Consider the following 14,301-nt stretch of genomic DNA (forward strand, 5'->3'; position numbering starts at 1 on the left):
TTGCGAGAGATTATTCCCTCGGGCAGTGAATGACGTAGGTCCTAGCGGATGAAATTTTTCAAACATTTTATTCCTAGGAAGGGGGAACCGGAAGATGGAATACTCAACTTTCGGAAGACACGTTGCTGTAGATACTTGGGGTGTAGACTTTGAGTTACTCAACAACGCGGAATTTTTACAAGCCCAAATGGTGGAGGCTGCCGAAGCGTGTGGCGCTACCGTACTCTCTGTGCAGTCCAAACAATTCGAGCCACAAGGAGCAACTGTGCTCGTACTGTTGTCTGAAAGTCATCTCTCGATTCACACGTATCCGGAAAAAGGTTTTGCTGCACTTGATTGTTACACTTGTGGCGAGACAGTGGATCCGCAGCTTGCGATCGATTATATGCTTTCCGTGCTTAAGCCTACAACCACGCATGGGAAGAAGCTCGTTCGGGGAATGGGCGAACTGAAGGTCGTCGAGCCCGAAATGAAACAGCCGCAATACGTCTAACACTACCAACAAAGATCCGAAAGGCCATGGGAAATTCCATGGTCTTTTTTAATGCCGGCAGACGCATCTCCGACACATCGTTTTCAAAAATTTTTCATATTTGCGGGGGTACATGTTGTCGAATTGTGCTATACTAATTGATGATGAAAACACTAATGAAAGGGCAGGTGAACGCGCATGCACATCGTCGTTGTGGGGCTTAATTACAGGACGGCACCCGTTGAAGTTCGCGAACGGTTTACATTTGCGGAACGGGACTTGCCGGAAGCTCTCCTGCAGCTCAAGCAGACGAAGGGCATCATGGAGTGTGTCATTGTGGCGACCTGCAATCGTACGGAGTTGTATGCGGTAGTCGACCGGCATCAATTGTGCGGGCATTACATTCGTAACTTTATGGAGCAGTGGTTCAAACTGCCTAGACAGCAGTTTACCAATCATTTATACATGTATGAGGATGAGCAGGCTATCGATCATTTGTTCCGTGTAACATCGGGGCTGGATTCGATGGTGATCGGCGAAACTCAAATCTTGGGTCAAGTTCGAAATGCTTTCTTGCTTGCTCAGGAGCACAAGACGACAGGTACAATTTTTAACATGATATTCAAGCAAGCCGTAACGGTGGCTAAACGAGCGCATTCCGAAACTTCGATCGGCGAAACCGCGGTATCCGTCAGCTATGCAGCAGTAGAGTTGGGTAAGCGCATATTCGGCCACTTCGGCGGCAAAACCGTCATGATTCTGGGTGCTGGCAAGATGAGCGAGCTGACGGCAAAGCATCTATATGCGAACGGCATTGAACGGGTCATTGTCGTAAACCGGACCTATGATCGGGCAGTGGAGCTTGCGGACAAGTTTAACGGAGTTCCATACTCCATGGCCGATGCGATCGACCGGCTGCATGAAGCGGATATTCTGATCAGTTCAACAGGCTCGGAAGGTTACGTCTTGAATCGCAAACAAGTTGCCGCAGCAATGGCGAGGCGCAAGTCGAGACCGTTGTATATGATTGATATCGCGGTGCCTAGGGATTTGGATCCCGCAATTGCTTCGGTGGAGAACGTCTTCTTGTACGACATTGACGACCTGGAAGGGATTGTAGAGAGCAATCTGGAGCTGCGGCGTCAGGAAACGGCTAAGATTGATTCGTTGATTGCAGCGGAGCTGGATGTATTCCGGCAATGGTATAAGACGCTTGGCGTCGTACCGCTCATTCAAGCGCTTCAAGATAAAGCCGTTACCATTCATGAAGAAACGATGTCCAGTCTGACCAAGAAGCTGCCGAACCTTGATGAACGTGAGATGAAGGTCATTCGCAAGCTCACGAAAAGCATCGTCAACCAAATGATGCAGGATCCGATACTTCGGATCAAAGAAATGGCTGGCGAGAAGCATAGTGATGAAGCGATGGATATGTTTGTGAAATTGTTTGCACTTGAAGAGACGATTACACAAGGGAAAGAAAAGCTTCGATCTGCTTCGCCAGAACCGCACGCCGTTACCTCTACTCAGCGCGTGCAAAGGAACTCTCCGAGTATGAAGGTTCCTGCAGTCGCTTCAGCGATTGCGGCTGCCGTTACGCACTAGAACAAGGTTGCAGAAACGCCCTGGATGCAAGCGTGCTTGTGGACGATACTGATACCGTAAAGTGTGGAGGCACACATGGTTACGCAAAACTTTCTATATGACGCGATGCTTATTATCTACGCCCTGAGCCTCCTGTTTTACTTCTCCGATTTCGTCGACCGAAACCGGAGAGCGAAACAGATGGGAACAGGGCTCCTTATTTTCGTATGGGTTTTACAAACCGTATTTCTCGTTCACCGCATTTGGTCTCATTTGGATATGACGACGCTCTCTTTATTTGAAAACTTGCTCTTGTTCTCATGGCTGCTTGTTACGATTTCACTTGTCGCCAGCCGTTTTTTTCGAATTGAGTTCTTCGTTTTTATTGTGAATGTCGTCGGCTTTGCCGTGCTGGCCTTGAATTTATTCGACATCGGTTCGGGCGTATCGCTTGACCGTTGGGAAATTGTAAGGAAGCTGCTATATGCTCATATTAGCTTAATGATTTGCGCTTATGCAGCTTTGACAATCAATGCGATTTTTTCGGGGATGTACTTATTTCTGCACAGAAGGTTGAAGGGAAAGCAGTGGACGCAATCGGTGAGAAGGCTGCCGAGTCTCGAGATGATAGATCGCTTCATGTGCCGATGTGCGCTGATCGGGACTCCGCTGCTGATGATGTCGCTTGCGATCGCAGTGACATCCATATTGACGGAAGGCCGATATGGACTTCTGCTTGATTTGAAAGTGCTAGCTTCACTTCTCGCATTGGGACTTTATATCGGAACCATCCTGCAGCGGTATTGGTTTGGAGGTCCGAGCTGGAAGACGGCCAGGTGGAATCTGTTCAGCTTTGCGGTCATGCTGTTGAACCTGTTTCTAAACCATGCTTCTTCGTTCCACAGCTGGTCTTGACGGGAGCAACAGTGTTCAAAAAAACCGGAGGGAGCCCTATAGGATGGCCGGCTACTACCCGTTAATGCTGGATTTGAAAGGGAAGCTATGCGTTGTGATCGGTGGCGGATCGGTGGCTGAGCGTAAGATTCGCAGCCTGCTGGATGCTGATGCTGACCGTGTGCGAGCCATAAGTCCGGTCGTGACGGAAGGCATTGAAGGACTGGCGGCTGGCGGGTCTATCGTTCTGGAACGAAGGGAATACCTAGAACAGGACTTGAATAACGCGAGTCTCGTATTCGCAGCAACCGACGACCCGATATTGAATCATTCCTTGGCCGCCGCTGCAACTGCCGTGGGGGCATTGGTCAATGTAGCCGATGACTCGCATCAGGGGGATTTCGTTACGCCAGCAGTGATCAGGCGCGGTGATTTAGTCATAGCGTTGACAACAGGAGGCGCAAGTCCGGCACTAGCAAGCTTAATCGGCCGTGAGCTCCAGGTGAGGTACGGTCCCGATTATGCAGGGAAGGTCGTGCGTTTACGAGAGCTGAGAGAGCAGGTGTTGAAGCGTCTCTCCAATCCGGAAGAACGCCGTGCCGTGCTAAGACTGGCGGCTGAAGAATTGAACACTGCATCCTCGGCTGAGCCAAGTGATGACGGTGATGAAGAGCAAATGGAAGAATGGATAAGGCGGCTGCAAGCGGCGGCCGACAGGAGGCTGACATAAGATGAAACAGGCGATCAAGCGTACTATCGTCGTGGGCACAAGGCAAAGCGCACTTGCGCTCACTCAGACAGGGCAAGTCATCGAGCAACTCAAGGCCGTATGCAGTGAGCATAACCTGCCATACGATTTCGAAGTGCGCAAGATTGTGACGAAGGGTGACCGGATTCTGGATGTCATGCTTTCGAAGGTCGGCGGTAAAGGACTATTCGTTAAAGAAATCGAGGAATCGCTGCTGAACAAGGAGATTGACTTTGCCGTACACAGTATGAAGGATATGCCTTACTCCCTGCCGGAAGGCTTAATGAACGGCGCGATTCCGAAGCGGGTCGATCCGCGCGATTGTCTGATCACGAACGGGGGACTAACGTTTGACCAGCTGCCGGAAGGGGCTTTGGTTGGGACGAGCAGTCTGCGGCGCGCCAGCCAGCTGAAGCACATTAGACCGGACTTGCGTATGGAGTCCGTCCGGGGCAACATTGACACCCGTATTCGCAAGCTGGAAACCGAAGGATTCGATGCGGTCGTTCTTGCCGCGGCAGGGCTTTACCGGATGGGCTGGGAGGATCGGATTTCCTCATACGTACCCGTGGATGTATGTGTACCGGCGGTCGGGCAAGGCGCCCTTGGTATTGAGTGCCGGGTGAACGACAGCGGGGTTCGCGAATTGCTGGACATGATTAACGATCCGGAAACGGCATTCGCTGTTCAAGCGGAACGCAGCTTTCTAGGTGCGCTTAACGGAGGATGTCAAATTCCGATCGGCGCTCATGCGACATTGCTTGAAGAGCGGGCGGCTGATGGTTCGCTGCAATTGTCGTTGACAGGGATTGTCGGATCACCGGACGGATCCGTTCTGTTGAAGGAAACCCGCCTCGGAACGGATCCCCAGCGGGTTGGAATTGAAGCGGCAGAGGCGCTCAGGGCGAGAGGGGCAGACCGCATACTTGCGGAAGTTGGAGGATGAACGATGGACATGGGGAAAGGGAAAGTCTACCTCGTAGGTGCCGGTCCCGGCGATCCGAAGCTGATCACGCTTCGCGGTCTGGAATGTATTAAAGCTTGCGACGTGATCGTATACGATCGGCTGGCCAGCCCGCGATTGCTTCGTGACCTTAAGCCTGGCGCGGAGAAAGTGTATGTGGGCAAGCTGCCTGACCGGCATACGATGAAGCAGGTGGATATCAATCAGCTTCTCGTTGATTTGGCCCTGCAGGGGAAAGTCGTGACCCGCTTGAAAGGCGGAGATCCGACCATCTTTGGCCGTGTAGGTGAAGAAGCCGAGCTGCTGCATGACAATGGCATCGAATTCGAGATCGTACCTGGTATTACATCTGCGATCGCCGTTCCAGCGTATGCCGGCATTCCCGTTACGCATCGTGATATGGCGTCATCGTTATCGATCATTACCGGACATGAAAGTCCGGACAAGCTGGATCGATCCATACACTGGGACAAGGTGACGAACGCAACCGGTACGCTTATCTTCCTCATGGGCGTGTCTAAAGTCGGTTATATCTCGGAGCAGCTGATGAAGCACGGGAAGCCGCCGCAAACGCCTGTCGCATTAATTCGCTGGGGAACACGCGTTGAACAGGAAACCCTTGTGGGCACCCTGGAGACGATCGAAGCAATCGTGAATGCGGCTAATTTTCAGCCGCCGGCCGTTATCGTCGTCGGCGACGTGGTCAAGCAGCGTCAGAAGCTGCAGTGGGTAGAACGTAAGCCCTTGTTCGGGACCCGGGTTCTGGTCACGCGGGCGAGAACGCAGAGCAGCGAGCTGGCCGATCAGATTGAATCGCTTGGGGGCGAGGCCTGCGAGTTCCCCGTAATCGAGATGCGGGAACCGAATGACAGCGAATCGATCGGCAAGCTGGAAGCCGCTCTGACGGATGCGGAAAGCTATGATTGGCTCATGTTCACGAGCGTGAACGGCGTCGATTATTTCTTCAAGTGGTTGAAACGGTTTGGTATCGATATCCGGCGCTTTCATCGCGCACGGATCGCCGCTGTCGGGCCGAAGACGGCAGAAGCACTGGAGAATCGAGGCTTGTCCATTGACGTTCTTCCGGTTCTATTTCAGGCGGAAGGTCTGCTAGAGGGTTTACAAGGCTCGCTTCTTCCCGGACAACGGGTGCTGCTGCCCCGCGGAGATCTTGGACGGGATATACTGCCCCGCGAGCTTGCAGCTTGGGGGTTAACGCCAATCGAGCTTGATGTCTATCAGACGGTGATTGCCGAGAATCAGGATGAGGAAACGTTGGAGCTGCTCAAGGAAGGTAAAGTTCATATTATTACCTTCGCCAGCTCATCGACTGTCACGAATCTGCTCGCCGTCCTGAGGCGAATGGGAGTAGAGGATCCAGTGGCGTTGTTGAAGGACGTAACGATTGCTTGCATTGGGCCGGTTACGGCCGAGACGGCGATCAAGGCTGGGCTGCATGTGAATATACAACCGAATGATTCAACGCTCGATGCACTTATCGAAGCTATGGCCGCTTATCGATTGGAATCAAGGTTGAATAAGAAGGAGGCGCATGAACAATGAGTTACCCGATCACAAGACTGCGTCGTCTGCGCCGTACTCCGGCACTTCGTAATTTAGTGCGGGAGACGACACTGTCGACGAATGATTTCATATATCCGATATTTGTCACGCATGGAAGCGGCATTAAGGAAGAGATTCCTTCGATGCCGGGTGTTCATCACTTCTCGATCGATCTTCTTAAGGAGGAGATTGATGCCGTTGTGGCAGCTGGCATTCAATCTGTTCTGCTGTTTGGCGTACCGGACCGGAAGGATGCTACAGGCACCTCCGCCTATGATCCGAACGGCATCGTGCAGGAAGCGACGCGGGCCGTCAAAGCATGGGCGCCGGAGCTTGTGGTGATTGCAGATACATGCCTCTGCCAGTTTACCGACCATGGCCATTGTGGAGTCATTCATCAGAACATGGCAACGGGGATTGCGGAAGTATCGAACGATGCTTCTCTAGAGCTGCTGGTCCGTACGGCCGTTTCTCAAGCGGAGGCCGGAGCCGATATTATTGCGCCATCCAATATGATGGACGGCTTCGTGCATGCGATTCGTGAAGGATTGGATGCAGCGGGCTTCGAGGATATCCCGATATTATCATATTCGGTCAAGTACTCCTCCGCGTACTATGGTCCCTTCCGTGACGCTGCGCATTCCGCACCACAGTTTGGCGACCGTAAGACGTATCAGATGGATCCGGCCAATGTGCGTGAAGCTCTGCGCGAGGCGGAAGCGGATGTAATCGAAGGCGCAGATATGCTGATGGTAAAACCGGCGCTTGCCTATCTGGACGTACTCCGCATGCTGAAGGAGCATTTCGATCTTCCAGTTGCGGCATATAACGTGAGCGCGGAATACTCGATGGTTAAAGCCGCGGCTGCGAACGGTTGGATCGACGAGAAGTCGATCGTGCTTGAGACGCTGCTTGGTATGAAGCGGGCCGGAGCCGATCTGATTATCACGTACCATGCTTTAGATGCCGCTCGCTGGTTGAAGGGCGAATAGTTCATAGACATTAGAGGCTCCAGCTGCTTCGGGCTTGACTGCCCACCGGGTAGCTGGACTTTCTTCCATTATTCGATCACATAAACGATAAGGCAGGAGTGTCGACAATGAGCGAAAAGGTTCAAAAACGGCAGGATGAGCGATCCAAAGAGGCATTCGCCAAAGCAAAGACGGTTATTCCAGGCGGAGTTAATTCACCTGTGCGCGCATTCCGTTCGGTAGGGCTGAATCCGGTATTCGTGGATCGCGGGGAAGGGTACCGCGTCTATGATATCGATGGCAACAGCTATATCGATTATGTGGGTTCTTGGGGACCGCTTATCATGGGTCACGCCCATCCGAAAGTCATTGAAGCGATCGTGCGTACCGCTGAGAAAGGGACAAGCTTCGGGGCTCCGACCGAGCTGGAAACCATGATGGCGGAGATGGTCTGCGAGCGTGTTCCCTCCGTGGAAGTCGTCCGAATGGTAAACTCCGGCACAGAGGCGACAATGAGCGCACTGCGCCTGGCACGCGGCTATACGAAACGCACCAAGATCTTGAAATTCGAAGGGTCATATCATGGACATGCCGACAGCCTGCTGATTAAAGCCGGCTCTGGCGTAGCTACGCTGGGTCTTCCAGATAGCCCAGGTGTACCCGAAAGCATCGCGTCGCACACGATTACTGTTCCGTATAACGATCTGCAAGCAGTCAAAGCTGTGTTCGAGAAATTCGGGGAACAAATCGCATGTATAATCGTTGAACCGGTCGCAGGCAATATGGGCGTTGTGCCACCGCTGCCTGGCTTTCTGCAAGGGCTTCGCGATGTGACGACTACATACGGAAGCTTGCTCATCTTCGATGAAGTCATGACCGGATTCCGCGTTCATTATAACTGTGCGCAAGGTTTATTCGGAATTACGCCGGATTTGACCTGCATGGGAAAAGTAATCGGCGGCGGCCTTCCTGTAGGCGCATACGGCGGGAAGCGTGAAATTATGGAGCAGATCGCGCCAAGCGGCCCGATTTATCAAGCCGGGACGTTATCCGGCAATCCGTTGGCGATGGCGGCTGGCTACACGACGCTTAGTCTATTGACGCCAGAAGTCTACGAGCTGCTTGAACGGCTTTCTGTGCGGCTGCAGCTCGGATTTGAAGCCAATGCCGCGAAGTATGGGATTCCGAGCACCATTAATCGCGTCGGGTCAATGGTATGCCCGTTCTTTACCGAGATGCATGTGGTCAATTATGACACAGCCAAAACGTCTGATCTGGAACGATTCAAAGCATATTTCGCTAACATGCTCGATCTTGGCGTAAGTGTTGCGCCTTCTCAATTCGAAGGCATGTTCGTGTCGGCCGTTCATGATGAAGCAGCGATTGACGCTACGATTGCGGCGCATGACGAAGCGCTCCGTCGTCTGTAGCCAGGAGCGGCATCATGTTCACTTATAGATCTGAATTCACCCGTAATAGGCAGTGGCTCGAGATTCCGCTCGAAGCGCTCAACCGCTTCGAGCATACCGGTATTGCGGGCGTTCTTCAGCCCTTGGGGGCTGGCAGTCATCCGCATGACGTGCGGCAGCGGCTGCTGGCTCTTGCTGTATTTCCAGCCAAATGGATTAACCGGTTGTTCTCGGTAGGGGGCATTCGTATCGAGAATGGCATCGTAGGTTTGCGCACATTCGTACCTGTTGACATTGAGGCTGAACCGATCTATCAGCTTGCGCAGCTAAAGAGTGGGGATACTGCTGTGGATCATGTCCCCGTCCTCTATGAGGATGACTGGTGCCTTGTATTCGATAAGCCAACCGGGATGCCCGTTCATCCGAATGCTCCCCGGCAGCGGGGGACGCTTGACGAGGCTGCAGCCCGCCACTGCCTGCAAACCGGAGATGCGCTGCCGGTGAAACATATTCATCGTCTCGATGACGATACGGCTGGGCCGGTCCTATATGCCAAGAATGATCTGGCACAGATGGTTCTGGACGAGGCGATGCGAGATAAGCGAGTTGATAGACAGTACGAAGCGCTCGTTCACGGGAAGCCCGCGAAGAGCCGGGGAACCATCAACGAACCGATTGGCAAGGACCGCCATCACGGGGCAAGACGTCGCGTCACCCCAACAGGCGATCATGCCGTAACCCATTATGAGACGCTAGCCGTCTACAAGAGTGCCTCGCTGCTTCGCCTTCAGCTGGAGACGGGCAGAACGCATCAAATTCGGGTGCATCTGAGCCATGCAGGATATCCGATCGTTGGTGATCAGCTCTATGGAGGACGCGTTGATTTATTGCGCCATCAAGCGCTTCGGGGTGAACGGCTGCTATTCCCCCATCCCTTAACCGGTTTACCCGTCATGGTTAATTCGGTTGAACCTGACTGGTTCCGCGCCTTGCGGCAAAAGCTTAGCGTTCTGTGAAAATCGTAGTCATGCCCGCCTACCCCTTGCCATATAGATAAATAGGGAAGATAGCTATAACCAAGCTATGAGAAGGGGAAAGGAGGATGACTAACGTGTCGAACTTTACGAGCGGTTTACGATTTGACGTGTACGAACGCGTACATTTGCCCGAAGACGTGGCGGGTATTGATGAGCTGGACGAAATCGAGCTTGTCCCCCGCATTCAAATCGTACAGCAAGGCGAGCAGGTGCTGTTAAAGGGCCACCTGCTGCTTACTGGAAGTTATCGCGCGCAGACCGAACGATCCGAGATCCAATCGCTTGAGCATTGGATTCCTGTTGAGATTACGTTACCCCTCAATCGGGTGAACCGGCTGGACGACATATCGGTGGAAATTGATAATTTCGATGTGGACCTGCTTTCGGCAAGAACGCTTAATATAACCGGCGTTCTGTCGCTGCTTGGCATCGAGGTGGAACAGCCGCGGGAAACGGAGGGCTGGCACGAGGAACCGTTCACCGTTGTCCACAGGCGGGAGCCTGTTGAATCGGGAGAGCTCTCATCAGCTCCTGAGCAGGAGCCGCAAGCCTCTCCGTTTTTTCAACCGGTTACGGACGCTCAAGGTTGGGCTGCCGATCCCTCCCAATCGTCTCAAGAGTCGATTAATCGGGAGGCATCGGGCCGGGAAGCTGAAGAACGTGAACATCAAGCAGAGTTGATACGGGAGGCGGAGCGGGAACAGGAAGCCGCTTATTTACAAGAACTCGCAGAGCAAGAGCGGCATGAAGCCTATATGCTTGAAATCGCCGAACGGGAGCGTCAACAAGCCGAGCAGCAGGAACGCGAAGCCGCCGAGCTGCTTGAGCGCGAAGCCGCTGCTCACGAAGCGATACTGCGTGAAGCTGCTGAGCTTGAATCCTTTGGCCAGGAAACAGTGGAAGCTCAGGACGATCAGCAGCTTGATCGAAGCAGTGAGATTGACGAGCTCGTAGCCCAGATCGAAGAAGCAGACCAGGATGTTCTGGAGGCTGAAGCGGAGATCCCGATACAAGCCTATGGGGATATGAGTCTTGCCGAAGCAGAGCCAACCCGGAAGGAAATGCGGGTTGCACTGGGAAGCAAGCCTTCGTCGGATGAGGCTGCGCAGCCATCCGGAGGAGTTGGGTTCCGTTCTTTGCTGCAGTCGAGCAAGCGAGAGCAGGAAGCCAGGGCTGTTGCAGAGCAGTCTGCACAACGAGCGGCGGAGGAGGCGAAGCAGTCTTCCGGCGACGAGATCGAATGGAAGACGCTTTTCCTAAATCGAACCTCTGACGATAATTCGTTCCGCAAGGTGCGCATCTGCATCGTGCAGCGGGAGGAAACGCTGGAGCTCATCGCGGTCAGGTACCATCTCCAGCCGCGGGAGATCGCGTTGTACAACCGTTTAGCGGATCAGAACGTAGCGGAGGGGCAAGTATTATATATCCCTTGATTTGGATGTAAATGAACCCCCGAAGATGAACGATCATTCATCTTCGGGGGTTTTTGTCGTTTGGATGCGATTAGAGGCTGTCTTTTAAGCCTATTTGGGTTGACTATAATAAATAATTACGTGTATGATAGTTAAGATACGGTAATACTTTCTTCTAAAGACGTTGAAGGGGAAGAGTGGCAGTGATGCCTTCAGAGAGCGGAACCGATAGGCTGCGAGGTTCTGCAGGATGAAACTGCGACAGGTCGCCCCGGAGTTGCCGGAATGAATCGAGACTTCTTATCCTCGTTAGTTCCCGCCGGTCCGCAGCCGTTATCTGCTTGAGGTGTCGCATGAGCTAAGTACAGCGCCGTGCGAAACAAAGGTGGTACCGCGGAAGCTTAACCTTTCGTCCTTTGCAACAAGGGCGAAGGGTTTATTTTTTTGCCATACACGATAATTAAACGACATCCGGAGAGGCGTTCATAAGCGTCAACAACCGGTTTGCGACATTCATTGGAGGTAGGAAGCCATGTCTGATAATCAAACGACGACCACTGCCATGCCGACGACTTACGATCCGAAGGCGTCGGAAGCGAAGTGGTACGAATATTGGATGAAAGGAAACTTTTTTGAAGCCGGCAAAAGACCGGATGCGGAGACGTTTACGATTGTAATTCCGCCGCCGAACGTAACGGGCATGCTGCATATCGGGCATGCGCTCGATTTTACGCTGCAGGATATTATGATCCGAGCAAAGCGTATGCAGGGCTTTGACACCTTATGGCTGCCTGGCAGCGATCATGCAGGCATCGCAACGCAAACCAAGGTTGAACAGAAGCTGCGTGAAGAAGGTCTTTCCCGTTACGATCTCGGCCGAGAGAAATTTCTGGAGAAAGTATGGGAGTGGAAGGATCTCTATGCGAACACGATTCATGATCAGTGGGCGAAGATGGGCTTCTCGCTCGACTATTCACGCGAACGCTTTACGCTCGACGAGGGTCTTTCCCAGGCTGTTCGCGAAGTGTTCGTTAAGCTCTATGATAAGGGCTTGATCTATCGCGGCAAGAAGATTATTAACTGGGATCCGGCTGCCCGCACAGCGCTGTCGGATATCGAGGTTGAATATAAAGAAGTGAACGGCCATCTCTATCATTTGCAGTATCCGCTCAAAGACGGCAGCGGTTATTTGACGGTTGCGACGACGCGTCCGGAGACGATGCTTGGCGATACCGCCGTAGCTGTTCATCCGGAAGACGAGCGCTATAAGCATTTGATCGGTAAGTCGCTGATCCTGCCGATCATTGGACGGGAAATACCGGTTATTGCAGACGAGTACGTGGAGAAGGAGTTCGGCTCTGGTGCGGTGAAAATTACGCCAGCACATGATCCGAACGATTTCGAGGTGGGGGCCCGTCACGCGCTTCCGCAAATCGTCGTAATGGACGAGAGCGGAATCATGAATGACGAGGCTGGACCGTATAAAGGACTTGACCGGGCGGAATGCCGCAAAGCGATCGTAGCGGATCTACAGGAGCAGGGCGTGTGCATCCGTATCGAGGATCACGTCCATCAAGTGGGTCATAGCGAGCGCAGCGGTGCCGTGGTTGAGCCGTACTTGTCGACACAGTGGTTCGTGTCCATGAAACCGCTGGCGGAAAGAGCGATCGAAGCACAGCGCGCGGGCGGTGGCGTACAATTTGTACCGGACCGATTCGAAAAGATCTATCTGAACTGGATCGAGAATGTTCGCGACTGGTGCATTTCCCGTCAATTATGGTGGGGCCATCGCATTCCGGCTTGGTATTGCGACGGCTGTGGCGCCATGCATGTTGCTCGTGAGGATCTGACCTCTTGCGACAAATGCGGAAGCACTTCGCTCCGTCAAGACGAGGATGTGCTGGATACCTGGTTCAGCTCCGCGCTGTGGCCGTTCTCCACGCTCGGCTGGCCGGACGAAACGAATGATCTCAAACGATTCTATCCGACCGATGTGCTTGTGACCGGTTACGATATTATATATTTCTGGGTTGCACGGATGATCTTCACGGCGCTTGAATTCACGGACCAGATTCCGTTCAAGGATGTGCTCATGCACGGTCTTGTTCGCGACGAGAATGGACAGAAGATGTCCAAATCAAAGGGCAACGGCGTCGACCCGCTCGAAGTAATTGAGAAATACGGTGCCGATGCGATGCGCTTCATGCTGTCCACGAGCAGCACGGCAGGACAGGATTTGCGCTTCCGTTGGGAACGTGTGGAGCAGGCGCGCAATTTCGCCAACAAGATATGGAATGCTTCCCGATTTGCGCTGATGAATCTAGAGGGCGTTACAGCGGCTGATATTGATATTACAGGCAAGCTGGGCACAGCGGACCGTTGGATTCTGCACCGGCTGGGTGAAACATCGCGTGAGGTTACCCGTCTGATCGATAGTTATGAATTCGGCGAGACAGGCAGATCGCTGACCAACTTTATTTGGGACGATCTTTGCGATTGGTATATTGAATTCGCGAAGCTTAACCTGTATGGCGAGGATGCCGAGGCTAAACGCGCGACACAATCGGTCTTGGCGTATGTATTGGACCGTACACAGCGGCTGATCCATCCGTTCATGCCGTTTATAAGCGAAGAGATCTGGCAGCACTTGCCGCACGAGGGCGAGACGATTACTCTGGCCGCCTGGCCGGTGTATGATGAGGCTCTCGAAGCACCGGATGCTGTAGCAGAGATGGAGCTGTTGATGGATCTGATTCGCGCTGTACGCAATATTCGCGCGGAAGTGAACGTTCCGATGAGTAAGAAAGTCGAATTGCTCATCAAGCCTTCCAGTGAAGCTGCAGCGGCAATTCTCAGCCGCAACGAGGAGTTTGTCAGCCGTTTCTGCGGTACCTCTAAGCTAGTAATCAGCCTGGAGCTATCGGCTCCGGACAAGGCGATGACTGCTGTCGTAACGGGTGCGGAGCTGTATTTGCCGCTTGCGGGATTGATTGATATTACGCAGGAAATCGTCCGTCTTGAGAAAGAAATCAGCCACTTGACTGCCGAAGTGGAGCGCGTGGAGAAGAAACTCGCGAATGCCGGATTCGTTGCGAAAGCACCGGAGAAGGTCATTGAAGAGGAACGGGCGAAGATGGCTGATTATGCGGACAAACGCGATAAAGTACAAGCAAGATTGGCGGAGCTTCGCGCATAATGCGAAGCTCGGCTAGTAAATGAAGATAGCAGGAAGAAGGAAGAGAGAGCC

General features: G+C 53.0%; 11 protein-coding genes and 1 other annotated feature. All 11 genes read left to right on the forward strand.

What is annotated here, in order from left to right; translation table 11 throughout:
• Positions 1-94: 94 nt before the first annotated feature.
• The 11 genes from speD (at position 95) to NNL21_RS19210 (ending at position 14,250) form a co-directional block, all read left to right on the forward strand.
• Entirely contained in the window at positions 95-493 is a 399-nt protein-coding gene (speD, locus tag NNL21_RS19160; RefSeq protein WP_204818809.1) for an adenosylmethionine decarboxylase, read from the forward strand.
• 177 nt (positions 494-670) lie between these two features.
• The gene (hemA, locus tag NNL21_RS19165) at positions 671-2,077 is read left to right on the forward strand and encodes a glutamyl-tRNA reductase (protein ID WP_204818810.1); all 1,407 of its coding nucleotides are present in this window, start codon (positions 671-673) and stop codon (positions 2,075-2,077) included.
• 75 nt (positions 2,078-2,152) lie between these two features.
• On the forward strand, positions 2,153-2,971 hold the full coding sequence (locus NNL21_RS19170) for a cytochrome C assembly family protein (RefSeq protein ID WP_204818811.1): 819 nt from the start codon (positions 2,153-2,155) through the stop codon (positions 2,969-2,971).
• A gap of 43 nt (positions 2,972-3,014) precedes the next feature.
• Positions 3,015-3,680 (forward strand): precorrin-2 dehydrogenase/sirohydrochlorin ferrochelatase family protein, encoded by a 666-nt coding sequence (locus NNL21_RS19175; protein ID WP_204818812.1) that lies wholly within the window; start codon positions 3,015-3,017, stop codon positions 3,678-3,680.
• A 1-nt stretch (position 3,681) separates the two neighbouring features.
• Entirely contained in the window at positions 3,682-4,644 is a 963-nt protein-coding gene (hemC, locus tag NNL21_RS19180; protein WP_204818813.1) for a hydroxymethylbilane synthase, read from the forward strand.
• 9 nt (positions 4,645-4,653) lie between these two features.
• On the forward strand, positions 4,654-6,225 hold the full coding sequence (gene cobA, locus NNL21_RS19185; RefSeq protein ID WP_204819103.1) for a uroporphyrinogen-III C-methyltransferase: 1,572 nt from the start codon (positions 4,654-4,656) through the stop codon (positions 6,223-6,225).
• On the forward strand, positions 6,222-7,217 hold the full coding sequence (gene hemB, locus NNL21_RS19190) for a porphobilinogen synthase (protein ID WP_204818814.1): 996 nt from the start codon (positions 6,222-6,224) through the stop codon (positions 7,215-7,217). The genes cobA and hemB overlap by 4 nt, the downstream gene beginning before the upstream one ends.
• 107 nt (positions 7,218-7,324) lie before the next feature.
• On the forward strand, positions 7,325-8,626 hold the full coding sequence (gene hemL / locus NNL21_RS19195) for a glutamate-1-semialdehyde 2,1-aminomutase (RefSeq protein ID WP_204818815.1): 1,302 nt from the start codon (positions 7,325-7,327) through the stop codon (positions 8,624-8,626).
• Positions 8,627-8,640: 14 nt separating this feature from the next.
• Positions 8,641-9,621, forward strand: a complete 981-nt coding sequence (locus tag NNL21_RS19200; protein WP_204818816.1) for an RluA family pseudouridine synthase — start codon at positions 8,641-8,643, stop codon at positions 9,619-9,621.
• 86 nt (positions 9,622-9,707) lie between these two features.
• A complete protein-coding gene (locus NNL21_RS36560) occupies positions 9,708-11,075 on the forward strand; it encodes a LysM peptidoglycan-binding domain-containing protein (protein ID WP_444875340.1) in 1,368 nt (455 codons plus the stop codon).
• A gap of 154 nt (positions 11,076-11,229) precedes the next feature.
• Positions 11,230-11,474, forward strand: a binding site (T-box leader).
• A gap of 112 nt (positions 11,475-11,586) precedes the next feature.
• The gene (locus NNL21_RS19210) at positions 11,587-14,250 is read left to right on the forward strand and encodes a valine--tRNA ligase (RefSeq protein WP_204818818.1); all 2,664 of its coding nucleotides are present in this window, start codon (positions 11,587-11,589) and stop codon (positions 14,248-14,250) included.
• Positions 14,251-14,301 lie beyond the last annotated feature (51 nt).

This window comes from Paenibacillus mendelii (genome assembly GCF_024498075.1).
GTDB classification, from domain to species: domain Bacteria; phylum Bacillota; class Bacilli; order Paenibacillales; family Paenibacillaceae; genus Paenibacillus_Z; species Paenibacillus_Z mendelii.